Source organism: Laspinema palackyanum D2c, from assembly GCF_025370875.1.
In the GTDB taxonomy this organism is placed as follows: Bacteria; Cyanobacteriota; Cyanobacteriia; order Cyanobacteriales; family Laspinemataceae; genus Laspinema; species Laspinema palackyanum.
Window position 1 is genome coordinate 404,275 of sequence record NZ_JAMXFD010000002.1, and the last position, 23,895, is coordinate 428,169.

The 23,895-nt window shown below is 49.1% G+C and carries 15 protein-coding genes; 7 read left to right on the top strand and 8 right to left on the bottom strand.

Annotated elements, in window-relative coordinates; translation table 11 throughout:
* Nucleotides 1–30 precede the first annotated feature (30 nt).
* The 5 genes from NG795_RS04410 to NG795_RS04430 all read left to right on the top strand — a co-directional run bounded on the left by NG795_RS04410 (nucleotide 31) and on the right by NG795_RS04430 (nucleotide 9,971).
* The gene (locus NG795_RS04410; RefSeq protein WP_367287455.1) at nucleotides 31–2,265 is read left to right on the top strand and encodes a hypothetical protein; all 2,235 of its coding nucleotides are present in this window, start codon (nucleotides 31–33) and stop codon (nucleotides 2,263–2,265) included.
* A gap of 86 nt (nucleotides 2,266–2,351) precedes the next feature.
* Nucleotides 2,352–5,024 (top strand): transcriptional regulator, encoded by a 2,673-nt coding sequence (locus tag NG795_RS04415; RefSeq protein WP_367287456.1) that lies wholly within the window; start codon nucleotides 2,352–2,354, stop codon nucleotides 5,022–5,024.
* A 137-nt stretch (nucleotides 5,025–5,161) separates the two neighbouring features.
* Complete coding sequence (locus NG795_RS04420) at nucleotides 5,162–6,682, top strand: pentapeptide repeat-containing protein (protein WP_367287457.1); 1,521 nt, start codon at nucleotides 5,162–5,164, stop codon at nucleotides 6,680–6,682.
* Between the two features lie 46 nt (nucleotides 6,683–6,728).
* Complete coding sequence (locus tag NG795_RS04425; protein ID WP_367287458.1) at nucleotides 6,729–8,423, top strand: tetratricopeptide repeat protein; 1,695 nt, start codon at nucleotides 6,729–6,731, stop codon at nucleotides 8,421–8,423.
* Between the two features lie 420 nt (nucleotides 8,424–8,843).
* Nucleotides 8,844–9,971 carry an RNA-guided endonuclease InsQ/TnpB family protein gene (locus tag NG795_RS04430; protein ID WP_367287459.1) on the top strand — a complete coding sequence of 376 codons (1,128 nt, stop codon included), beginning with the start codon at nucleotides 8,844–8,846 and terminating at the stop codon, nucleotides 9,969–9,971.
* 91 nt (nucleotides 9,972–10,062) lie between these two features.
* On the opposite strand, the gene NG795_RS04435 is transcribed toward NG795_RS04430, so the two are convergent.
* The 8 genes from NG795_RS04435 to NG795_RS04470 form a co-directional block, all read right to left on the bottom strand.
* Entirely contained in the window at nucleotides 10,063–10,521 is a 459-nt protein-coding gene (locus tag NG795_RS04435; RefSeq protein ID WP_367287460.1) for a type III secretion system chaperone family protein, read from the bottom strand.
* Nucleotides 10,522–10,735: 214 nt separating this feature from the next.
* Nucleotides 10,736–13,720: an eCIS core domain-containing protein gene (locus NG795_RS04440; protein ID WP_367287461.1), complete on the bottom strand. Its 2,985-nt coding sequence runs from the start codon at nucleotides 13,718–13,720 to the stop codon at nucleotides 10,736–10,738.
* A 158-nt stretch (nucleotides 13,721–13,878) separates the two neighbouring features.
* Complete coding sequence (locus NG795_RS04445; RefSeq protein WP_367287595.1) at nucleotides 13,879–14,037, bottom strand: GxxExxY protein; 159 nt, start codon at nucleotides 14,035–14,037, stop codon at nucleotides 13,879–13,881.
* Nucleotides 14,038–14,200: 163 nt separating this feature from the next.
* Complete coding sequence (locus NG795_RS04450; RefSeq protein ID WP_367287462.1) at nucleotides 14,201–16,966, bottom strand: C2 family cysteine protease; 2,766 nt, start codon at nucleotides 16,964–16,966, stop codon at nucleotides 14,201–14,203.
* A 367-nt stretch (nucleotides 16,967–17,333) separates the two neighbouring features.
* Nucleotides 17,334–19,331 (bottom strand): ATP-binding protein, encoded by a 1,998-nt coding sequence (locus NG795_RS04455; protein WP_367287463.1) that lies wholly within the window; start codon nucleotides 19,329–19,331, stop codon nucleotides 17,334–17,336.
* 15 nt (nucleotides 19,332–19,346) lie between these two features.
* A complete protein-coding gene (locus tag NG795_RS04460; RefSeq protein ID WP_367287464.1) occupies nucleotides 19,347–19,571 on the bottom strand; it encodes a hypothetical protein in 225 nt (74 codons plus the stop codon).
* The gene (locus tag NG795_RS04465; protein WP_367287465.1) at nucleotides 19,564–19,686 is read right to left on the bottom strand and encodes a hypothetical protein; all 123 of its coding nucleotides are present in this window, start codon (nucleotides 19,684–19,686) and stop codon (nucleotides 19,564–19,566) included. Before NG795_RS04465 ends, NG795_RS04460 begins: the two co-directional genes overlap by 8 nt.
* A 76-nt stretch (nucleotides 19,687–19,762) precedes the next feature.
* A complete protein-coding gene (locus NG795_RS04470) occupies nucleotides 19,763–21,103 on the bottom strand; it encodes a Pvc16 family protein (RefSeq protein WP_367287466.1) in 1,341 nt (446 codons plus the stop codon).
* A gap of 517 nt (nucleotides 21,104–21,620) precedes the next feature.
* On the opposite strand from NG795_RS04470, the gene NG795_RS04475 reads away from it, so the two are divergent.
* Together NG795_RS04475 and NG795_RS04480 are read left to right on the top strand one after the other, a co-directional pair.
* Nucleotides 21,621–22,697 carry a class I SAM-dependent methyltransferase gene (locus NG795_RS04475; protein ID WP_367287467.1) on the top strand — a complete coding sequence of 359 codons (1,077 nt, stop codon included), beginning with the start codon at nucleotides 21,621–21,623 and terminating at the stop codon, nucleotides 22,695–22,697.
* Between the two features lie 101 nt (nucleotides 22,698–22,798).
* Nucleotides 22,799–23,875, top strand: coding sequence for a class I SAM-dependent methyltransferase (locus NG795_RS04480; RefSeq protein WP_367287468.1), 1,077 nt, complete (start codon nucleotides 22,799–22,801; stop codon nucleotides 23,873–23,875).
* The last annotated feature ends 20 nt before the right edge of the window (nucleotides 23,876–23,895 follow it).

Consider the following 23,895-nt stretch of genomic DNA (forward strand, 5'->3'; position numbering starts at 1 on the left):
TTTAATAATTTTTCAGACAAGAGCAATAGCATGGCAACTACAGTAATTAATACAATTGTCTCAACGAAAGAACTCCATTTCCAACCGGGAGGAGTCCCAGCATCGTTTGAAGTCACGGTGGTGAATGGCAGCGATCGCTTTGCCAGCTTTCAAGTCGAACTCGTCGCTGCCGGTGCCGCGGCCGATCGCAATGGCGACTGGTACAGCATCTCCCCCACCGCCAGCAGCAAAAAACCCCCCGGTGCCGCCACCCAGTTTCAAATCTCCATTCTCAATACCCCAGTCCCGGGATTTGTGGGCATGATGAACATCCGGGTGCGTGTTTTTTCCATGGAACTCCCGGATGAAACAAGGGAAATTCTCCGATTAGTGGTGGAACGGGGAACGGGATTAATTGCCCTGCAACTGGAACTCCCGGTCAAACAATTTCAAATCAATCCCGGGAGTCGCATCGAAGTTCCCGTGCGGGTTTCTAACCCGGGTCAACTCCTGAGCAATGCCCTCCTCACCGAAGTGGCGATCGACCCCAGATGGCTGCCGCTTTCCGGAGAACGCCGCTTACAAGTCCCTCCGGGTAAATCGGTCGAAACCACCTTTACCTATCAAGCCCCCTTTGGTGCCACGGCCCCCAGTCAAGCCTACCCCTTCATCATTGAAGCCACCCATAATAATGGCCCTGCCTCTCAGGTCAGCGGCTCCCTAGAACTGATGCCAATGGGGTTTGTGGAGTTTACCTCCACCCCCAAACAGCGCACCATTCCCAGTAAACTCGGCTGGAAATTTTGGCAGTCTGACCCGGTTACCTACAGTCTGGAAGCCAAAAATGCCAGCAATTTACCCCAGGAAGCAACCCTGGAAATGGCGGGAGACAATTCTGTGGAATGTAACCTCACCCTCATCCCAGAAGCCAGTGCGATCGCCCCGGAAGAAACGGTCGAATTCCTATTAACCGCCAGCAAAAAGCGGCCCTGGTTCGGGAGAAGCCGGAAACTCCTCCTAGATTTAACCGGGATTTGGTCCGATCCCCGGGTGGATACCCGCAATGAACGTCAAACCCTAGAATTAGTCGTTAAACCCGTCCTCCCCCTCGCCGTCCAACTCCTAGGCGGACTCTTCCTCCTCTATCTTCTGTGGTGGTTATCCTGGCTCAATTCCAAAAATCCCTTTTTTGGACATAATGAACCCGTCAACACGGTGAAATTTAATGGGGTGGGGGAAAGACTCATTAGCGGTTCCAATGACCAAACCATCATCGAATGGAACATCCCTGGCTTTTTTAATCCCATCGTCAACCAAGAAATGCAAAGATTCCCGAACAAAGGGAATCGACTCGGGCAATGGCTGACTCGTCCCTTTCAAAACCGCACTAATTGCCAATCCCCAGGCTGTAGCGACTTACTTGCGGAAAAAGCAGTGCGGGTGGTGCAGTATCGTCCGGTTAACAATAATTGGGTCGCCACTGGGTTAGAAAATGGGGAAATTCACTTCTGGAATTTGACCGAAAAACGACCGGACCCGTTTCACTCCTTTGTTTATCAAAGAGATGACCGGGTATTTGCCTTAGAATTTACCCAAGATTCTCGCTCTTTATTTAGCGGTCATGGGAGTGGAACAGTCTTACAATGGGACTTGAGAGACTTGGAACGGACTGATTCCAACTTGGGTGCAAGGGTATCGAATCTCAAAGAATTTAACTTTGCTGTTTATGCCCTGAAATTTGTGGGCAATGACGATCGCATCTTAGCCGTGGCGGGACAGTTAAATCAGTTGATTCTCTGGAATTGGCAAACCCAGACTGAAACGGTCGTACCGTACCGGGGAGGGGGAAAAGATGCCTATATTAACAGTCTGGATACCGCCGAGTTCAACCCCAACCTGCTCGCCACTGCCGATAACCAAGGGTATATTACCCTATGGAATATGCAGCCCTGTTTGAACGGGGGTTCCGATTGTCAAAGAATCCAACAATGGAATGACGGTCACAACGGCCAACCTGTGCGATCGGTCGCGTTGAGTGAAGATGGCTGTTACCTCGTCAGTGGCGGCGATGACGGCAGGGTGATGTTGTGGCCGCTCAATATCGATGGCAGTCGCGCCCTGTCCCAGGGAGAGCAAATTATTCGGGCCAAAAATAAAAACTTTAATAGTGTCGATCTTAAAGAAGTCGGTGACCATCTGCTGATTGCTGCCGGTAGCGATAATCAACAAGAGGTCCGGGTCGAATCCCACCCCCGATTACCGAACTTGGGGTGTGATGTGCCTTAACGGGGGGGATTGGTCATTTGTCATTTGTCCTTGGTGGTTGGTTGTTTGTGGTTGGTGGTTGGTTCTTCAAGGAAGGAGCAGAATGAATGGTCATGCAGAGTTATAGTCCCAAATCGGGGCAGATAGTTAATGGATTTGAAGACAATAATGGCGATCGCCCTAAGATTCGTCCGATTGGGATTATCCTCAATCCCGCAGGCGTTGCCTTAGTCACGGCAGGGGAGGTATTAGAACTCACCGCAACCATCACCAATCAAGGTTCTGTCAGCGCCATCATTGATGTATTCATCGCTGAAACCGTCCCCGTTCATCAGTGGTTTGTTTGTCCTCGGGAACGACTGGCCTTAAGTGCGGGACAAGCCAGTGAAGTCGTGTTTCAGGTCCAGATTCCCGTGGATGCCATCCCCGGCACCTACGACTATACCCTGGTCATTGATGCGCCCCAACATTACCCCGAAGAAACCCCCATTGACCAGAAGGTGCGACTCCAGGTCATGCCCTTCATTCAAGAAGCGCGGACCGTTAGCGACCCCACCTTTACCCTCCAACCCCCCACCAGTTCCGTCTCCCCCGCCCTCTGTGCACCGGGACAACCCCTGGAACTCCAGGTCACAGTTCATAACCGTTCGGACCGGGTAGACCGCTTTTTTCTGACCTGTCCGGACCTGGAATCGCGGTGGTTTACCATCATCTATCCTGAAGGGTTCCAACAAGCAGGCATGGCGATCGCCTCCGATGGGCTCGAACTCAATCCCGGAGATGTCGGTCAAATCCTGCTCTTTATCAGCCCCCCTCCCGATACTTGGGCCGGAGTTTATGCCCCCACCATCCGGGTTTATTCCGCCAACCATCCGGACCTCGCCCTGTTGGATGTCGTTTATCTCCAGATTGCTCCCCTGCATCTGGTCACCGTCGAACTGCTCTCCCTCGTTGCCAAAATTAAGCGCGAGGCAGGACTGTTTGAACTGAAATTATCCAACCAAGGCAATGTCATCCGCGAAATTGCCATCCATGCCAAAAGTACCGATGAAGAGGACATCTGTACTTATACGATCGCCCCTCCGGTGGTGCGACTCTTACCCGGAACCTCTGTTACCGTCGGGGTTTCGGTCAAACCCACCAAGGGATGGCGGCCTTTCTTCGGGCGGATGATTAATTTCAGCATTGAACTTGAAGACCTCCAACGGTTCCCCTTAATTAGCGATCGCTTTCAAGCCTCTTTATTTTGGGAACCCCGTCCCTGGTGGCAATTTTTGCCCATTGTCCTCCTCATGTCCGCCAGTGTTGCCGCCCTGATTTTTCTGATTTGGTGGCTGTTAACTCGTCCCCCAGTGCGCGCCCAAGTCATGCAATTTTCCCCGGAAAGTAATTCTTATCAAGAACTGAATAATGAAGCGATTCGCCTCAACTGGACCATAAACAATCCCAATCACCTCAAAACTGTAACCGTAGTCGGGTTTTCTCCCGATGGACTGGTCCGGAGTGGACCGTTTATTTACGAGTTGACCCCGGGATTGCCCAATGGGTTGGAGCGCTTTTGTACCCAAGGGGAACAACTGATTTGCCGCAATGTCTGGACTGACGCCAGGGAGGCGGGGGATTATGTATTTGAACTGACTGCCATTCCGATTAATCCCAAGGCCGAAACCCAAACCATCCGAACTAATCCCATTCGGATTTTACCCGTTCCTGAACCTAAAATTGAGGAATTTTCCTCCACTCAACCTGTCTATCAAGAACGTCTAGTACCCCCAGGGAACCCGACGGCATCTGCTCCCCCCGCCACCGTGGGTAATCGGATTTTGTTAAATTGGACGCTTTCTCATCTAGCTCAGATTCAAGAAATGAGATTGGTTGGGTTGGGTCCTGATGGCACGGTTAAAAGTGTCGAAAAACGCTATAACTTTGCCGAGGGAATTCCCGAAGAGTTGCGGGGATTTTGTGGAGAAAACCCCGCCAATCGCCAAGTGATTTGTGCCAATGTTCCCACCGATGCCATTCAACCTGGGGACTATATTTTTGACTTAACGGTTATCCCCAAAAAAGGACAACCGGAACAATTAGAAATCCGTAGAACCAATACGATTAAAATTCTGGCTCAAAAGATTCCCAGCCGGATTGTGGAATTTACCTTTAATGGACAACCCGCACCGCCGAAATTGCTTAGACAAGCTAATCCCCAACAAAATTCCCTGATGATTTCCTGGAAGGTAGAAGGGGGGAACGGCATGAAAGTTGAACTGCTACCCGCCCCGGGAACGGTGCCCCCAGAAGGGAGAATGCCCTATCCCGTGAGTCAAGAACCGGGCAGTGAAACGATTACCCTACAAGTTACTGACGCCGAGGGCAACCAACAACAGCGATCGGTGATTATCGAGACATTAGCGCCCCCGCCACCCCCAGAAATCGTGGAAGTTCCGCCACCCCCGGCAGTCGAACAAGCCCCGGCAATGGTTCCCACTCCCGGGGCACCCGCCACCGCACCAGGTGACCCAGCAGCTTCCCCCGCACCCGGGACTCCAGAGGCCGCCTTGGTCATTCCTGCACCGCCCACCCCGGGCGGCGATGCTGTGGGTCCACCCCCGGTAGAACTCCCCGTTCCTGGGGCAAATCTCCCCGGTGGTGTGGATGGTGCCGCCCCAGGAGGAACCCCCGATGGTGCTGCCGAGGGAACAGAGGAAGCAGAAGAAGAACCGGGTCCCAAGTTCTTTGAGACTGAACCCCTTGCTCCAGCCGAACTGCCTCCGCAGTTTAATTAAATGGGTCATTGGTCTTATGTCATTGGTCATTGGTGGGCTGTTTCTACTTTGCTTCTCGCCCTCGGGGGCGGGGTTGAAAAAATATCTATCTTGCGCGTAATAGTTATCTTGAACCCCAGAAACATAGGGTAATGAACATGAAAAAATCCCGCCCGCCCATTCCTATCTTTTGTTATTGGTCATTGGTCTTATGTCATTGGTCCTTATTTTCCCTGATTTCCCTGCCGAGTCCTGTCTTCGCCGCCAAAGGTTCGGATGTGGCTAAATTGCAAGAAACCCGTCAATGCACTGGCTGCAACCTCCAAGAAGCAAATCTGATGGGGGCGGAACTTCAAGGTGCAGATATGTCCGACTCTAACCTGAGATTGACGAATCTTAGAGGTGCGAAACTTGATGGGGCGAACTTGTCGCGATCGCGAATGTGGGAAGCGGATTTAAGCAATGCCACCCTCGGCAGCGCCACCCTAGAACAAGCGCAGTTAGAAAAAGCCAAATTCAACGGAGCAACCTTATTTAGAGCCAACCTCCATCAAGCGAATTTAGAAAAAGCCGAATTCTTAGGCGCTAATCTCAATTCCGCTAATTTGGAACTCGCTAATTTAAAAGAAGCTATTTTAGAAAATGCTGACTTACAAGACGCCACCCTCCCTCTGGCTAATTTAGAAAAAGCCAATCTCAAAAATGCCAACTTTAAAAATGCTAATTTATCCGGTGCTAATTTAAAAGAAGTTAACTTAGAAAATGCCAACCTAGAAGGTGCAAATCTCAGTAGTACCAACTTAGAAGAAGCCAAACTGTTTAGAACCAATCTCAAAGGCACTCTCCTGAATGGTGAAACAATTCTCGATAGTAAATGGCAGTTTATTTGGACGGTTGTCAATCAACCCTTAGCCAGTCAAACCCTTGCCGGAAGCGACTTGTCCGGTGCAAATCTCGAAGCGATGAACTTAACCGGCATCAATTTGGAGGGAGCCAACTTGGAGGGCGCTTCCTTATTTATGTCTAATTTAGAACGGTCAAATTTAACGGGAGTCAATTTAACTCAGTCTTATCTCCATTATACGGATTTTACTTCAGCCAATCTCGTCGGAGCAAATCTGCAACGTGCTGATTTACGTCATAGTATTTTATTAGGAACTGATTTAACCCGGGCTGATTTGAGTTATGCTAATTTCCAGGGAGCAAATCTGCGGGATAGTAATTTATTCGCAGCTAATTTAGAACAAGCAGACTTAGGCAACGTTAACCTATTTGGTGCGAACTTAGGGAATGCGAATCTGCGAGATATTAAAATTAATGAAGGAACAGCCATAGAAAGTCAATGGCTGTTTATCTTAGACTTAATCAAACATGGGGCGGAAAACCAAGATTTAACCGATGCGAATCTGGTGGAAGCGAATTTGAGCGGGATTAACTTAAAAGGGGCGAGACTGGCAAATGCCAATTTGCAGGGAGCCGATTTAAGTCGGGCGAATCTGGAAGCCGCCCATTTATTTGGGGCGAACCTGCAAAATGCCAATTTAAGTGGAGCGAATTTAACCGGGGCAAATCTGGGCGGGGCAAATTTGACCGGGGCAAATTTAGAAGGGGTGAATTTGAGTCAGGTTTATTTATGTAATGCGATTATGCCCAATGGTATCGAAAATCGCTGCAATTGAAGAAGAAACTAATCCAAACCAGTGATGACAGAAGCAGAGAAATTATATGAATAACCAGCTAGGAAAAACCGGAAGAAAGTCAGTAAAAATCGGGGTATCCGTTCTATTGATGATGGCGGGGATGGGGGTGGGAAGCGGCAACTCTCGGGTATTGGCACAGGAGGGGTTAGAGGATTTTTCCCATTGGGCGGGGTTATGTCGAACCTTGCTGGAACAAGCACAATATGAGGAGGCAGTGGCTGCCTGTGATGCTGCGATCGCCTTAAATACCAATGACCCCCTCGTCTGGAGCGATCGCGCCGATGCCTTATTTGCCTTAACCCAATATGCCGAAGCCGTCGCCGCCTACAACCAAGCCATTGAACGCGACCCGAACAATTCCCTATTACTCACCAAACGCTGTTCCGGGTCAGTCGAACTGAGTCAATATGAAGAAGCAATTGCCTCCTGTGACACCGCCTTACGCATGGATAACAACTGGGAAACCCAATCCCCTGCTGTTGCTTGGTACCATCGCGCAGTCGCCTTGAGTCGTTCCGGTCAAATCGAAGAAGCCCTCGCCTCCTACGAATGGGCGATTAAAATTAATCCTAATTATTCCATCGCCTTGGCGGGACGATGCGCCATTCTCTCGCAATTGGGACAAGGTGCAGAAGCGCTGACAGCTTGCGATCGCGCCTTGCAAGTCGATCAAAATTGGGGAACCCTCAACCCTGCCGTTGCCTGGGCGAACAAAGCCAGACTGCTCAAATCCCAACGACGCTATGACGAAGCCTTAGCCGCCTACGATCGCGCCTTGGGATTGGAACCCAATGATGCTGCATCCTGGACCGAACAAGGCATTATCCTCGGCATCCTCGGTAGACACCCCGAAGCGCAACTCTCCTTCCAATGGGCGGTTAAAATTAATCCTAAATCTTCCTTTACCTTGCTGCATCAATGCGCCAACTTGAACCGATTAGGCAGCTATGAACCGGCAAAAGCCGCTTGTGAAATGGCACTACAGGAGGGAGATGGCAACTGGGGCGACTTGGGACCGGCTTATGCTTGGGTGCAGTTAGCCAATGCCTTAACTGGACTGGAAAACTATGAAGAATCCCTGGCTGCTTCTAATAAGGCGATCGGACTCAATCCCCAGTTAGCCGATGCTTGGAGTAATCGCAGCGTTCCCCTGTGGCATTTGAACCGAGAACAAGAAGCCTTAGCCGCCACCGAACGGGCGATCGCCCTCGCCCCCGGGTCATCCTTAGCCTGGTTCAACCAAGGGCGAATTCTCACCGGATTAGGCCGATATGATGAAGCCGTAGATGCGTACAATCGCGCCTTGAGAGGGGATGCCAACGTAGGCGATCGGCCCACAATGGCAGATATTTGGGTAAATCAGAGTGCCGTCCTCTATCGCTTAGAACGCTATGCCGAAGCTGTTGCTTCTGCTGATAGCGCCCTAGGAATGGCCCCCGAATCTGCCCCGGCGCTCTACAATCGCGCCCTCGGACTGATGGCACTGCGCCGCTATGGAGAAGCGGTTACGACTTACGAACAGGCTATCCAAATTAATGCAGAAAATGCTGATTTTTGGGCAGGCAAAGGCATTGCCCTACGATTTTTAGAAGAATATGGGGATGCTTTAGCGGCGACACAAAAAGCATTGGAACTAAATCCGACTCATTCTCAAGCGTTGATTAATCAAGAGATGATTCTGGAGGAAATGAAGCAGCCGAATCCGACTTCCCGGAATTAGGCATCTGCGGGAAGAACAAGAAACCGGGTTTCTGCCGTAATAGTTGCCCAGATGCAACAGATTGCGATGAAGAAACCCGGTTTCGGACCCGATTGAGGGTGAGGGGGCACAGGGAGAAGAGGCGATCGCACCTGGATACCCAAATCAGCGCTAAAAGGCTAGACAACTTAGCCGGGAACTGGCAAAATAAACTATTATGCTGTTATTTTAATTGTTGCCATGCTAGTTGGAACCAAAGAAGTCGCTAAGTTATTGGGAGTTTCGAGCGATCGCGTCCGACGCTTGCTTTTGGATGGGAGCTAGATTTAATCCTAAATTCCCTGAACATTTCAGGACAACAAGGTAAATATCCCAGGGAATTTGCAGATTAAATCTGCAATCCCACACCCTAATGTAGTCAGACTATCGTAAAATGGAGCAATGACTTACAAGGCTTGGAGCACCAAACTAAAACTCAATGACCGTCAAGCTACCTTGATGGTCAAACACGCGGGCTATGCTCGGTTTGTTTTCAATTGGGGATTAGGTTTGTGGATGTCAGCCTATGAAGATGGCCTAAAGCCTAATGTCAACTCCATTAAAAAGGTTTTTACTAATTATGTAAAACCTCAATACCCTTGGATGTCCGAATTGTCCTCTAAGGTGTATCAATATGCCTTCATTAATTTAGGTGACGCCTTTAAACGCTTCTTCAAGGGCCTAGGCGGTTATCCCAAATTCAAGAAGAAAGGTCGCCATGATAGCTTTACGCTCGACAATTCCGGCAAACCATTCAGATTGTCAGGAACTCGCCACAAACTTCCTTTTGTGGGCTGGGTTTCTACATTTGAGGCTCTACCCGAAAGTTGGGTTAAGAAAGTCACGATAACGCGCCAAGGGGGTGACTGGTATATCAGCTTTTTTGTAGAAATCACACCAGAGATTACACCTAAGTGTCGAGAGAGAATCGGGGTTGACCTAGGAATTAACACTTTAGCGACGGCTAGCGATGGGACCACATTCCCTAATCCCAGGGCGTATAAAGCAGCTAAACAAAAACTAGCTAGATTGCAACGCCATTTAAGCCGCAAAGTCAAAGGCTCGAAAAATCGGGCCAAATGTCTCTTAAAAGTCCAAAAACTACATCAGAGAGTAGCAAACATCCGTCGAGACGCCATTCACAAAATAACTACGTTTTTGGCTAAGAATCACAGTCAAGTAGTCATTGAAGATTTGAATGTGTCTGGGATGTTGAAAAATCATTGTTTGGCCGGTTCTATCGCTGATGCTTCATTTTATGAGTTCCGTCGGCAACTCGGTTACAAAACGGAGCGCTATGGTTCAAAGTTGATTATTGCCGATAGATTTTATCCATCCAGTCAACTCTGTTCTAATTGCGGTTATCGACAAAAAATGCCGTTAAGCCAACGGACTTTTGAATGTCCCAACTGTGGTCTGAAGATTGATAGAGATTTGAATGCGAGTATAACGTTAGAAAAATCGCCGGGTTCCGACGATTACACTTGTGGACGGGGTGCTGCCGACAGTCCCGGACGAAGCAAGAAATAAACATCAATATCCGGCTATGTCCGGGTTTGTTTAAGTTTTATAGAGCAGACAAGTAAAATGCGATCGCATTCTATAAATCACAGCTCACTCCTTATGAATTAGGAAAAACTTGCTCAAACGCTTCTTCCGCCGTTACCTGATCACGAAGGATAGCTTGAATGGCAGGTAAATATTTTTCCATTGTTAAATTCGTGTAAAGAGTCAGTTCTTTAATATAGGGGGAGCCTACATCCATAGTTTCTAAATCCACCCCTACACGATAGCGCATTTCACCATCCCGGCGGTCCATCACCCATGCTCCATGAGTCATGCCAAAATTAGCGCGATCAAAAAACTCCGACATCACGTTAAACTTTTCTTTAGGGCAGGATTCGGGGACCCGGGCAAACATCACGATTAAGCCATTCTCTTCATCAGTAGAAGCGACAAACACCCACTGACCATTTTCACCGCCATAAGTGACCGAAAGAATCGTTTCATTGGGAATTTTTTCTACCTCCCAGTTAATACTTTCGTAAAAATTGACTAATCTATCAAACAATTGAGTCATGTTTCTGAATCCCGGTTGATTTGACGCGAATGCTTGTGTAACTTTATCCTAATCTTAGAAGAATCTGCCTAAAATAAAATTTTCCAGAAAAGGGGTTACAAGAGTCCGATTTAGCCGGTAGCATCTCAAATTTTGCCTAAAAACAAATCTGAACCAACCCCCCTGTAGGGAGGTTATGTCTCTTTTCAAAATTGAGATGCTCCCATTTAGCCTCCTATTTTATGTGGTTGGTTAATTGTTTTTTCAAAACCTCTTCCTGTTTGTCAGCAGGCTGCTTTTCTGCTTCGTTTAACCATTTTGCCCACCGTGCCTCTGTGATAGCAGCCGCCTTTAAAAGCCCCAAAAGAGTAATGTTACCAAATTCTTTTAAGGTTTCAGGATCAGCTTGTCCGGTAGGTTGAATCGGAGCTTCTACAAATTGTCCCTTTTCTTTGTTAAATCCTCGAGTACATAACTTGTACAATGCTGCAACCACATCTGCTACATTGGCTTCATGAGCTTTGCCACTCTTATGACTAGAAGCACTCACATACAGCTTGAGTCGGCCTATTTTGCCTTTGGGTGCTTCTTTCGTAATCACTTTTTGTTTTTCGTTCTGGATTTCTATCCAAGTCTGTTTCATCTGAGACTCACTTAATTTTTTCACCTCCGGTTCAATCTTACTTTTATCTTTCTTATCATTTAGCCCTTCAATTTTAATGATATGTTTTTGTTTGTCCTTATTAACCCGGTCCTCTTTTTCTTGTCGAGCAAAAGTCTTGATATCACTAAATTCATCCTCAGATAAGCCCGGAGCCGGATCGCGGGTCAGCACTTGGGTCATGTGGCTGTAATAACATTTGTAAACCCGGTTTTCCATTTCTCGATAACTGACATCTTCATCCCGTTGAGCTTTAGGTTTTCCACCAGACGTTATTCGCCGAGAGATCGTAGTTAAGAGGTTTGCTGCTTTATTCCGACTGTACTTAACGATCGCAAAACCCAATGAGAGGATACCGCCAATCGCAGCAACGCCAATCGCAATAGGCGCACCCACACCAGAAAGGACCAAGGCACTACTGGCAACCGACGTTCCTCCTTGCGCCATTTTGAAACCCCCTTCTTCCATCTTGCGATTTTGAATTTTTTTCATGGCGGAGGTAGCCGGTGAAAATTCATCTTGCACTACACTGAGTTCCTTAAGGGTTGCGGAGAGTTTGATGCAGCCTTCCTCAATCTCCTCTATTTGGATAATTATGGCGCTGACTTGTCTGCTCTTGGTTTCATAATCGATACTTGGATCATCTAAAAATGCGAATTCTTCCTGGAGTGAAGCTGATTCTTCTTCGATTTGTAAGTAGCGAGCGTAGATGGTATCTATCAATTCTTGCTGTTTTTTCTCAGTTTCCTTAACAGCATCTTTTGCTCCTTTTGCCCGATAAATTTGGAATCCACCTTGGGCGATCGTAATCGAGCCAGTCACAATACCCGCAATAGATGCGGCCTGGGTCATAGCTGCCGCTCCCGAGTAGGTTCCTCCTGCCCATGCCTTTGATACATTTCCAATACCCTTAGCGGTATTAAAGCCATCTTTAACCGAGTCAGCAATATTACCTGCTGCTTCTAAGCCACTTGCTATTTTTTCTTTTGCGGTAGAAACCCGCCAATTAGTATATATATTATGCAGAGAGTTGAAGGTTAGCGCAATGTTATTGATTGCTGAAGCTCCATCTGCCAAAGCTCCACCGAGATCTCCCGCTCCTCCCCACTTGTCCTTTGTCGCCTCTGCAAGATCAGGGCCCCCGCTCACTACGCCGCTGGCCTTCACTGTTTTTCCAACTCCGTGTGCCATTTGTCCCGCACCAGATCCTATTTGGGTTACAGCTAGAATTTTTTCTCCTGTCGTTTCTGCCTCCGTCCAAGCGTTTTTTCCACTGCGAATAGCTAATGCACCTCCGAAAAAATTGGCCCCTCCGTCCAGAAAGTCTGTCGCCGTACCATTTAGATGCTCCTCAACCTTCCCCAAATCTGAAATATCGCCGGTGATGCCAGAGCCACTCCCAACACTTGTCAATCCGCCTTCTAGCGCTTCATAAGTTTCATCACTAAGACCTGTAGAGCCACTCTCTTCTGCCAAACTAGGAACACTTGACCCTGGATTGCCTACTCCTCCAGACAGTTGGAGAGCTTGGCGAGTTAAACCGATAAGTTCTTCAATGATAGGCTTACGGCCTTCACTGGAGGATTTTTTGCCAAATGGTATTTTGTCGGAATTTCCGTACCGTGTCATCCACTGTTCACAAGCCTCCAAAACTTGTATCAAGTTGTACTGTTGGTCTTCCCATGTTTCTGAGTTATCCGTAGCTTGTAACCATCGGTCAATCAGAGTAATCTCTGCATCTCGGGTCCAAGTTTTCCCATAAGTTTGTGATTTGAAAACAGTGGGATTTAAGTTAGAATTTAAATTATCGGGTTCGCCATCTTCTTTGCTTCGTTGAATGTTGGGAGCCTGTTGCCGCTGTACAGTTCCTTCATTTTGCTGCACCACATGAGTCAGTTCGTGAGCAAGTAATTCTTTTCCGCTTGAACTACTAGGATTATATTCTCCCTGCTTGAAAAAGATATTAGTTCCCGTGGTGAAAGCACGAGCGCTCAGGGAACGGTTGAGAGTATCAGCCGTGTTATTGGTATGAACGCGCACCCCACTAAAATCTGTCCCAAATGCGCCTTCCATCTGGCGACGAATCGGTTCCCCTAGGGGCGTCCCACCACTTCTGGCTTGACTGATGGTACTTTCCAAGTCTGATGAAGCGGCTCCCCCCTCTACGGCTTCTCGGCGTTGCACCGTGAGTCTCATGATTGAAGGTTTAGAAAACATTTGACGCTGCACCGCATCCCCACCTCCGTTCCCATCTGGGGGTGTAGGGGCGCTAATTTGTTTGACGACTTTGCGAGCAATGGTATCGGCTTCTTGCTCGTATTTATCGTCCGGTGCGCCAATGGTGAGTTTGGGTTGGATGGGTGGGGGGGCAGAAACATCGATGCGCGAGAGGCGGCTTCCCCCGATTTGTCCCGGTTCTGCTTTGGTTTGTAATTCCGGTGCGATCGCCGTTTCGGATTCGGCAGCCTGGGCAAAAGGACGGGGTTTGAACATCCCCGTGGCAGGAGTCGGTGTGGTGTTCGATGGTCCTTTTTTCTGAATCTGCCGTCCGCTTGCCATAGTCTTGCCTCAGCGATCGCTATTGATAGGGTATTTTTATCTAGTATTTCATGAACGGGTAACTCAGGTCTATTGGACTAAGGTCTAGATTTTTAACCCCTGATTACACGGATTTGCACGGATTTGGAGAGGGTCACGGAGTGGGAGGTGGGGAGGGGTTAGTTGATGAAGCGTTTGATTTTTAGGCTGGCTTCGCCGAAGTTGAGGAGGAGTCCGAGGCGGTGGTAGCTGCCTTTTAAGTAGTTGATGACTTGGGCTTGCCCATTGTTGTTTAACAGTTGAACGGCTTTGGCTTGGATAATGATTGGGGTAAAAATGTAGTTTAATTACTCCCCTGGCATTTATTTAAAATGGGTAAAAAATTGGGCGGGTAACGATTTGCATAGTCAATAAAAAGGCTAGGCTGCTATCTTTAAGGATAGCAGCCTAGGGCATTTTGAATGCGATCGGATAATTAATTTCCCGACTGGGTAGAGACGATTACTGAGACAGGCTCACCGCAGCAAAGTTCTGCAAAAACTGATCGAAGGTTAGGGACACAAATCCATCATTAATATTATCCACTGCCCCGTTTTGAGTATCGCTGCCCCAGGGGTTCCGGACTAGGATCATTTTCGTGCCACTCTGATCAACAAAAGCATTATGAACACTATAGGCATGGCCGCCCACCAGCATACCCTGAGATAGCTGTTCGGCATTTGAGATTGTCCCAGACATGGCATAGCGACCGCCATTCAATGTGTTTTGAATGTTTTGAAAGATTTCATCCGGGGTAATATTCCCTAATAAACGATAATTACCGCTCATCTCATCACTGAAGTCGATTAGAGAATATTCGGTATTATCTTGGGAATCATCCCAGCTAATCTCTTGGATGGCTTGACCCGTCACTCGGCGGAGGGGAAGCCCCCCGAAATCACCATTTCCTATCACATCATAGCCATTGCGACCCGTCTCCTCACCCCGCCACTTCGCATAGGCTCGTTCAAAAATTGAGGCCCAGACGGGTTGCCCCGAGGCTTGGTTTGGTGAGACAGAATCATTGCTCCACTTTGCCCCAAACAAGAGAGACTGATCGATTGGCACTTGGTTATCCACCGTTACTGTGGTCGGATTGCCCGTTTGGTAGTTATAGAACTGGAAGGTATAGTTATTGCCATCAGTGGTAACCCCACTGTTGAGAACGGCACTGGTTGCTAAGGCAGCGGCGCTGGGATCTTCTATCTTGCCGAAGGTAGCAGCCAAGGCTGCCAGAAAGGCGCAGTCCCCAAATCCGCCTTGGTTCAAGTTATTGATTTGAATGGGAGAGATCTGACCCCCGGTTAGGGGTTGGTAGGTAAACTCATGAACCTTGTCTTGTTCTAAACCCGTATCACTCCGCCCGCCTTTTTCCAGAAAGACTGGCGCTGGCAGGGCGATAGAACCCAAAGACAAATTGTTGGTTCGGATAGAACCCGAAGACCAATTGTTCGCTGCATCCAACTCAAGGTTACTGCTGGCACTGGCACTGCGGACTGCTGGGGGAGTCGGCGTCCCTGTGACTAGGGCATTTAGGGTATAGTCGCCAAACCCCGGAGAATCCACACTGGAGGCATAGACGACATACTTGCCACCTTGGGTTGTAGTGAAGCTCACTTGAGCGTCGTAGTTGCCGCCTTCGATGTCGATATCATCGTTTTCAGCAACCACTTCGCCCGTGAGCAGATCCACTACGGTTAGATAAGCATCAAAATCCTGTGATTCCTGAGTCACTGTGACTGTTAACCCGGCCCCCAGTTCTGGCAACAGGTAGGGATCGGCGTAGTTGTCCTGATCGTTGGGATCGAACTCATCGTTGCGATCAAGCTGCCCCTTCCTGGGGATACCGGGGAGTAGGGGGTTATAGCTTTCAATGCCGACGCGACTGCCCGGTTCGGAGATGGCAAAAATTTCGTAGGGTGTTGCCGCGCCCGGAGCAGTGACATTGATGTAATAGATGCCGGGGTTGATACTGTTGAGTTCGATTTCATTTGTCCCCTGTGCAATGACCTCATCGGGGTCTAACTGGTCATTGCCGTTGCGATCGCTCCATAGGCTCAGGTTGAGATCGCTCTCCTGGTAATCGGTAAACATATCTATATATCCCCCAGCAAATACCTCCAGGCGATAGGTATCCACGGGATCGCTCCCCCCTACATAGTCATGCAATTCTACATCGCCGTCTGCTTCTAGGTTGCGTGCACTACTGGGCCGATCGCCGGCTAAATCTCGGGCTACTGTTCCGGCAACTCCAGCTAAACTGAGGATGTAGCTGGTATCTCCCTCAAATTGCTCTACCCCGATGAAATATTGACCCGGATCGAGGGAGACGTTTTCGATGCTTTCATCAGCACTGTCCCATCGTTCTGAGGAGGTAATAATTTCCTCTCCTCCCAGTTCCCCATCCTCATCCAAATCCTGATAGAGTAGCAAATCCGCATCGGCACTCAATCCGGTGAGACTGAACTCAACGATGCTGCTTTCGGTTACTTGGAATTGGAACAAGTCCAGAAAATCCCGATCGCCCACTTCCCCTTGAATGCTCACTCTCCCAGGTATCAACCCCAGATTCCTTGCCCCCGGTTCTGTGTCGTCGCGGGTGGCGCGCACGGTACTGAAAGTCTCTGTTAAGTCTTCGGCACTGACTCCCTGAACCCGCGCTAGGAACTCTCCATTCGCCTTGAGGGAAATAAATGTATCGGTGCCCACGGTTTCTAGGGTAATATCCGCTTCGGTCAGGGCATCATTGGCTCCATCGGTGAGGGCAAATACATCCCCGTCATCGTTACTAAAATCGGTAATTAGATCAGCAAGGTTGCGATCGCTCGTGGTATGGCGGATATCTAAGACAAACGCATCGGAACCATCATCCCCAGTCAGAGTGTCACTCCCGCCATCTCCAGATAGGAAGTCATCACCCTGGCCGCCCATCAAGATATCATCCCCCTTACCGCTAAAGATGATATCATTGCCGCGTTCCCCCATGAGCAGGTCTGCTCCCTCGTTCCCGAACAGGAGATCCGCTCCCCGACCCCCGTGAATAGTGTCTGCTCCCTGGAGACCCGAGATAGTATCGGCTCCAATATTGCCCAAAATGAGATCAGGATTGCCTGAACCGTCAATCCTATCCGCCCCATCCAGACCGCGAATTGTAGTGCCAATGGGTATTTCGGCTCCTACTGTAAACACATTGGGAGCATTGTCTAAATCAAAAAAATTATCAGCCACGGGTAGCACTCCTGATGATGGGAAAACCCAGTCCCCTTGCTTGTTCTTCGCGATCGCGCTACTCATCTCGATCCTGAATGTGAGGTAAGAAACACTAAGAAATATGGGATCTAACGGTCCCTAGATTAGCGCTTGTTGAAAATTCAAGATCGAGCATGAGAACGCAGGCCAAAAGTCGGAACTGTTTTGGCGATCGCGTCGTCTGCCGTCTTCCAAGTAGGGAAAATCTGGTTATATAGATTAGCTTTATTTACTTTCCCACGAACACCCCAGGATCTCCATCGACTAAAGTCTAAGTTAAAGCGCGATCGCCGGGTGACCAACGTCTAAGTTCCTAGATTCTCTCGTTCAGGGATGCGATCGCCCATCACACCCATCCCTTCACCTCCATATCGGTCAAAGGTCTTTCTAATTTCATATATTCACTTTTTGACGCTTCCAGGATATGTTTCATCATCACGGGCTCATTAGCATCGGCGGCAATGAAGGCGGAGTTTAAGGCAATATTGCGGATGTTTCCTCCAGCGACATTGAGTTTACCGAGTTTAGGATAATTTAACCCTTCAGTTGGAGTTTGTTTGGGGAAAATACGTCGCCAAATTTCTTCCCGTTGATTGGCGTCGGGGAAGGGGAATTGAATGACGAAGCGGATACGGCGGAGGAAGGCTTGGTCTAAGGAACTTTTGAGGTTGGTGGTGAGGATGGCTAATCCTCGATAGGCTTCCATGCGTTGCAGGAGGTAGGCGACTTCGATGTTGGCATGGCGATCGTGGGAGTCTTTGACTTCGCTGCGTTTGCCAAATAAGGCGTCGGCTTCGTCGAAGAGGAGGATGGACCCGCCTGCTTCGGCGGAGTCGAAGACTCGGCGCAGGTTTTTCTCGGTTTCTCCGATATATTTACTGATGATGGAACTGAGGTCGATGCGATACAGATCGAGGTGCAGTTCTTGGGCGATAATATCAGCAGCCATTGTTTTCCCCGTACCGCTGGCACCGGCAAACAGGGCGGTGATGCCTAATCCTCGGCCACTTTTGCCGCCAAATCCCCAGGTTTCGTAAACTTTGGCCCGTTGTCGCACATGGGCGATGATTTCTCGGAGGGTGTCTCGTTGGATGTCGGGGAGTACGAGGTCCTCCCACTGGCTACCGGATTCGATGCGTTGGGCGAGGTCTTCCATGCGCGATCGCGCCTGAATCCGACAAGTCTGCCACAGTTGGCTGCCAAAGTCGTTGCTGTTGTCGGTGGCAATCTGGTTGGTTCCTTTGGTTTTGAGGCAGGCAGCACGGATGGCGGGAGCGCTCAGGCTAAAATGGGAGACTAAGGTTTCAATGTGACCGTTTAACTGGGCAGCGTCTGCACCGAGGGTATTGACCCAGAGTTCCCGTTGTTCCTGGGATGAGGGTTGTTCGACTTCAAAGGTGATTAAGGGACGTTGCCGGGGATGGCGGCGATCGCGGCTGGTAATTAGTAAGGGATTATCGTAGTTTTCGATAATGCGGGCGATCGCACTTTCTCGGGCGACATCATTACTGTCCACTTCATCGCAGTCTAATAGCAAGGCACTGTTATTTAAAAATGCCTCTCTCTCCCATAACCGCATCAACTCGGTGATTTCCCCCAAGGCGATGGGGATGACATCCCCTGCCATGACGTGCAAGTTCCAACCGATCGCACTACAAACTGCCGAGGCGATCGCCCGCTTACTGGCGACATCACTGCCACATAATTGCACAATCGGCACCTTCCCCAACTCTTCACTCACCAGCATTCCCGCCACCTGTTCCGCCAACTGGCGATGGGAACCACATAAACGGTCCATTTCCCCCACTTGGATGGGGATGCGGGTGACTGCTGCAACCAATCGTTCATCGGGATGTTCAATTCCGACTAAATAATGCAACACCCGTTCATCAATTCTCAGGGGACTCTGGGTGAGGGCGTTGCCCGTCCCAATCTCAATCAATCGCCACCGGCGCAATGCTCCCACCGGCGTCAGTGCCATCCAATTCGGTGAAGGTAAGACATCCAAAGCCAGAGTAAAGGTGGGATATTGAGCTTGAGCATCCCCTTGAGCAGTGGCACAGAGGGTTCCCCAAGTGCCATCCAGTTCCATCCCGGCGCATAACAGCAGGATATCTCGCTCAAAAGCTGATAATCCAAAGCGATCGCCCAGTTCATTTAAACTCGGAGGCGTCTCCAAATGCCAACCGATTGCCTGTTCCTTAAGCGAAAAGAATTCGGCTGTATCAAATTCCGCCTCTGGATTCAGGCGTTGGAGGTGAATCTGTAAATAGGAACGAACCCGGGCGATCTCCGCCATCAAATACTCTTGATTGGCGATCAACCAAGTTTTAGTCGGACTCATATTGACTCCAGACATTTAGCCACCAATTTCTTTAATCAAATTTTCAAAATAACTCTGAGCTTCCTGGGGAGTCATCATCAATGCTTCTCCTTTCCGCAAAATTTCATACTTCCCCCCCCGATATCCATGACCCACAATCAACCCCATTTTAACCGCTCGATTCCCTAACTCATTTAACTGATTGATACTCATCATATCAACCTCTTGATTCAGCCGTTTTTTCAACTCTTCTTCATTCATAATGGGAATTTTTTCCGTTGTTTGTAGTGACGACTTCAGTCGTCGTCCGGGCATTTTGTTGATAAGAAACGACTAAAGTCGTTACTACGAACGTTTGTCCTTGGTCATTGGTCATAATCATCTCACCCCATCCAATTCATCCTCCCCCTCTCTTCCGTGAACATCAATGAAATCAGTGGTTCCTAATCCCCTCACCGAATCACCATCTTAGGCTCAGTATAACGATTAAAATTAGGACTGTTTGGATCCGAATCCACATTCAGAATACTTTCCGCCCCATCCACCTGTAACCGCAGCAAATACTCACCCGGTTTCACATTTTTAACGGGAATTGTCACTACCATCCCATCGCGATGACGGTTGGGGGCTTCAAACATATAGGCAGCCGGATTCTGGGTGGATTTTTCATTCAAAACTAATACAATCCGCTGCTGTTTACCCAGAGTCAAATTGACCCGGACCTTAATCTGAGCCGATCGCACATCTTCGTCTTTTCCTTCTAATTTAGAAACCGTCACTTTGGTTACCAGGGGACGTAAAATAAACGGAATGGCATTCGATTCTAAACTTTGGGAGAATACTGTCGGTTTGGATAAGGTTTGGGTCGCAGTTTCTTGAGTGTATTCTCCCCGCCATCCGTTGCCATTGTCTCCCCGAGATTCAGTAGAGACATGATGAATGACTTGTAGACTTTGTACCCCTGCTTTTAACGAATGTTCTGGGGTTAAGGAAAGGGGAACAACTAACTCAGTTTCACTAACGGATTGGGGGGTGATTTCTACCCCACTAATCCGCACCGTTGTCTGTTTATTGTTCAGGTTTTTACCCCGAATTAGGAGGGTACTATTGGCTAGAATAGGCTCAAATTTTCCCGAACGAGAGACCACTTGTTCTACCAAGGGGCGATTAAAAAAGGGAATAACGCCACTGAGGGCGCGTTCGCGCACGGGTAACGCTCGGTAAGCGGATTCTTCTCCTTCAATCATCACCACCGTTGCTTTATATACCAAGGAAATACTATAAGGCGTTTGAAAAAATACCGACCAAACTTTGGATAAATCTTCCAAGGATAAATCCATCGGACTAAAGCATATTTCTTCGGTTTGGTCTGCTAAATTGGAATCGGTTAAATAGGGATAGCTAGAATCAGCGAGAGTTTCGTAAATGGTTTCTCGGGTCAAGGTGGTGCGATCGCTCAAAATTTTCACCACACTGCCTAACAGTCGTTGCGGTTCTAATTCCGTTTCATTGCCGTAGAAACTGAAAATATAATGCAAATCTAATGCGGTCCGGGATTTTTTCGCCCCCGCATCCCGGGTACTCCGCATCCGGACTTCTGCATTCTTTTGCCACACAGGATTGAGAGAGACTTGGTACATATAGAGGTTAACCCCTTTTTCAGGAGTCCCGCTGCCTAAATTATTGGGGCGAACGGTGGTGACTCTTGCACCATCTAAATCTAATTGAACAGAAGACTGTAACATCCGTTGTAAACAGGCAGTCACGGTGGCAATAGCTAGATAATTGCTCATATTATTATGCACTCTGGGCTGATACTAAAATGAGGATTGAGACTAAACCGATTGTAGCTGCCAATTTTCAAGTTCGAGCGGTTTGAGCGCGATTGGGGGAATCAGGCTAAACTCATGAGATTGAGTTTAACACAACCTCTGGGTAGATTTTTGAGGAAAATAAGGCAGGAATTTTCTAAAGATAACCGATTCAGAGGCCGAGGCGGACAAAACTTAAGCAAAGTTTAAATTTTGTCCATCCTGGGAAAATTGAGGTAAACTTTTCAGGGATACGGAGGTGTCAGATCCGCTGAGAAAAATGTGCCAATCGAGAGGCGATCGCCCCGGGGTAGTCTCAGATTAAACCCAGTAAGTTGTTGCAGATTTAATCTATACCTTGACGAGGAGGTAGTTCCTCCAATTTCTGCATTCCCTGGGTAACTCAGGGAACGAAGACTGAATCAGGAACACCCCAGAGGAGGCGATCGCACCCCGTTCACCCGACCGTTGATCCACAGACTTTAAACTTGATAACCCAATGACATCGGCAAATCCAAACCACCCGACTGCTTCAGTGCCAGTGATCACGGACCCTGATGTACTCTTGCAAGCGATGCTGACCAGTTTTAACCAAAGACTGGAAACCGTGGGCGAACTAATTATGCCCGCAGTCCCAGCAATGGGAGAGTATTACCGCCATCGAATTGGTTCCCTATTCGATAGTTTGGCGATTCCGTTCCAAGAAGCGGAACGAAATCAACTCTATCAAATTTTGGACAAAAAGTTAGAAGAGGGATTTGCCTTATCTCCCCATGCGCGCCTCAGACTCAAGTACCATCCGGCAGAACCCCCAAAAACCGGATTAACCTTTGAATTTTCCATCTCTGTCTTATCGGATATGGAGGAATATCAGGAGTGGATGAACCAGAATGAACAGCCCTGGTTTGGCATGACTCCCGATGGGAAAGTTCTGGATATTGCTGAGTTAATAGAAGACCCGAGGACTGCCTCAGTTTTGGATATCGGGGCCGCAACTGGACGGAATACCTTGGCCCTGGCACAACGGGGTCATCCCGTGGATGCCTTGGAATTAGTGCCTCCCTATTGCGATCGCCTCCAACAGATTGCCGAACAAACTGGATTACCCATCACCGTGACTACGGGAGATATCTTCAATCCCCTGGTCCGAATGCCCTTGGGACAGTATCAACTGGCGATCGCCACCGAAACCCTCCCCCTGTTTTGCTTCGATCGCGATCGCCTACGCCTGTTCCTCGTCAAAATCTGTGATGTCCTCCAGACCGGCGGTTCAGTCCTATTTAGCCTCTTTCTCGCAGCCGTTGACTACGAACCCGATTTAGTCACCCGCCAGATGTCGCAAGTCAACTGGTCCTGCCTGTTCACGCGATCGGACCTCGCCAATGCAATGGCCGGATTGCCCCTAGAACTAATCTCCGATGAGTCCTGGGTCAACTATGAACAAACCCATCGCCCCGAAGAAACATGGCCTCCCCATGAATCCTTTGTCAACTGGGCAACCGGACGGGAATTATTACTCACCCCCCCAGACCAAACCGCAATGGAATTGCGCTGGATACTCTGCAAACGCTTGTAACACCCCATCCCATCCTCTATTCTCACCCCATAATAGTTCTTTCCCAACCCAGATCCAGTCCGATGGATACTGTCCAAACCCTTGTAAATCCCCCTGCCATCATGTATTCCAACCCCGTAATAGATTCTTCCACCCCTGAAAACCAACCATTAACCGACCCACCCACCCTGCAACCGGGACCCCTTGCCCAACTCCAGCATCGATTTCAAGGGCGCGGTCAAATCGTCATGCCTTGTATCCCCGCCCTCTTGGAACATTACCTCAACTCCATTGCCCAACTGTTGAACGCCCTCGGGCAAAACCTGGACCATGACGGGGTGACTCACCTCTCCCAAAGTCTGTGGCGTAAACTTCAAGAGGGATTTGAAACCTCCCCTCATGCCAAAATCGTCCTCACCTACGAACCCCAACCATACGACAGTTCCCAGTTAAAATTCCAAGTCTCATTGTTGACCCCTTCCCTAGCGGAAGAATATCAAAAATGGGTCAAAACCAAAGAACCGCCACTGTTTGGGGCCTATCCTGATGCCAAGGCGACTGCCATTGCCGCCCAATTTGACAATCCCGCTAATGCCCCCATCGTAGACATCGGTGCCGGGACGGGTCGCAATAGCATTCCCCTAGCCCAACGGGGTCATCCTGTGGATGCCGTAGAACTCGCCCCCGTCTTTATCCAGGACCTACAGGCAACCGCCCATCACCAAAACTTACCCCTGCGAGTCATCCCGGGGAACATCCTCGATCGCCCCCTGAAACTGCCCCCCGCCTATTACCAACTGGCGATCGTCTCCGAAGTCCTCTCCCATTTTCGCGACCCCTCCGAACTGCGACTCCTACTCGCCAAACTCAGTGATGCCGTACTTCCCGGGGGATTCATCTTATTCAACCTCTTCCTCCCCCTCCAAGACTACCAACCCGATCGCCTCGTCGTAGAACTCTCCCAATCCTCCTGGTGTACCCTCTTTACCCGGGACGAACTGACCACCGCAATGGAAAACCTCCCCCTGCAACTCTTATCCGACGAATCCGCGTTTGAATACGAACGGGACCATCTCCCCGCCTCCGCATGGCCCCCCACCAGTTGGTATCCCACCTGGTCCCAAGGCCGAAATATGTTCCATCTCCCCAACGCCTTTCCCCCCCTAGAATTGCGTTGGATTCTCTGCCGCCGTTTGTAACCCCTCCACCCCCTAACCCT